Genomic DNA, 1,038 nt, shown 5'->3' with positions numbered 1-1,038 from the left:
CACTTATTGTAGTAATAGTTAACCAGTTTGTAAGATGGAAAATCATTTGGGAGATAACGCCACGGACAACCTGTTTTGTTTAAATAAAAGATAGCATTCAAGATTTCGCGTAGATCACTTGATCTTGGGCGGCCTGTTGTATAAGGCTCGAGTTCTTCGAAGATTTTTTCGACAATCTCCCATTCTTCATCGGAGATATCGCTTGGGTATTTTGGCGAAGAGTTTTTTCTGAAGTCATATTCACGATATGAGTGGGGTTAATTAACTCGCAAAATTTGCCATATTCTCGAAAAAATCTACTTCAAAATCAATAGTTTAGTTTTTAGACAGTCTCTAAAAAGATCTGACAGGACTCTTCTATATGATCAGGATCTTCTTTTACAGATTGCAAAAAAGCTAGTCGATATTTGATAGCTGGATCACACTCTTTTTTGATAGAGCAAGCCAGTAAGTCTGGGTTTTCAATTTTTATATTTCGCACTCTCATCGTGAAAACCTCTTTTATTTACTATAATTATAGACACTTCTGCAAATAACTATAATCTAGGCCCCTTTAATCTACAACAAAGATGACTTTCATCCTAAATAATTAAATCGAACCTGACCTCTTTAATTTGACCTCTTTAATTTTTAATTCTTTAATTTCGCGATGTTCGCTTGGTTTACGCAGGATTTGACGCAGGTAGGCGGCCAGTGCCTGATCGGGGAGTTCCCATGTCGTGACGGGTGCTTTTCCAGAAACCGGGAAAATTGACATCAAGCGAACGGCTCCTGGTCGATTTCATAGGCTTCGATGAGATCGCCAATAACAGCCACTAACGAGTACAGCGGATGCGTTGTGTCGTCACGCACAATATCGAGCAAACTGTTAAGCAGGGTGATCGCTTGCTCATAATCGGCTGCGGAATCAATATGATGCACCGGAGCCAGGGATTGAAGCGACTGCCAAGCCGGAACCAATTGCTGAACATTGATCGCTGGATTCATGCTTTTCTCCAAGCCTTTCTGGCGCGACTGTTCCTGATAATCCACGAATCA

General features: G+C 40.7%; 3 protein-coding genes. All 3 read right to left on the bottom strand.

Annotated elements, in window-relative coordinates; all coding sequences use genetic code 11:
* Window positions 1-197: transposase (locus BLW10_RS13610; protein ID WP_143117102.1), on the bottom strand; the 197-nt coding region annotated here is incomplete at its 3' end.
* A gap of 392 nt (window positions 198-589) precedes the next feature.
* A complete protein-coding gene (locus tag BLW10_RS14075) occupies window positions 590-757 on the bottom strand; it encodes a hypothetical protein (RefSeq protein ID WP_177169082.1) in 168 nt (55 codons plus the stop codon).
* Window positions 757-987: a transcriptional regulator, XRE family protein gene (locus BLW10_RS13605; protein WP_091335601.1), complete on the bottom strand. Its 231-nt coding sequence runs from the start codon at window positions 985-987 to the stop codon at window positions 757-759. The genes BLW10_RS14075 and BLW10_RS13605 overlap by 1 nt, the downstream gene beginning before the upstream one ends.
* Window positions 988-1,038 lie beyond the last annotated feature (51 nt).

The organism is Allochromatium warmingii (assembly GCF_900107145.1).
In the GTDB taxonomy this organism is placed as follows: domain Bacteria; phylum Pseudomonadota; class Gammaproteobacteria; order Chromatiales; family Chromatiaceae; genus Thermochromatium; species Thermochromatium warmingii.
The sequence above is the reverse complement of the archived record's forward strand: the minus strand, read 5'-3'. Positions and strand labels throughout refer to the sequence as shown.

What these genes read in the sequence shown, in the direction of transcription:
- BLW10_RS14075 (WP_177169082.1), bottom strand. Translation starts at nt 757, where the DNA reads ATGTCAATTTTCCCGGTTTCTGGAAAAGCACCCGTCACGACATGGGAA.
- BLW10_RS13605 (WP_091335601.1), bottom strand. Translation starts at nt 987, where the DNA reads ATGAATCCAGCGATCAATGTTCAGCAATTGGTTCCGGCTTGGCAGTCG.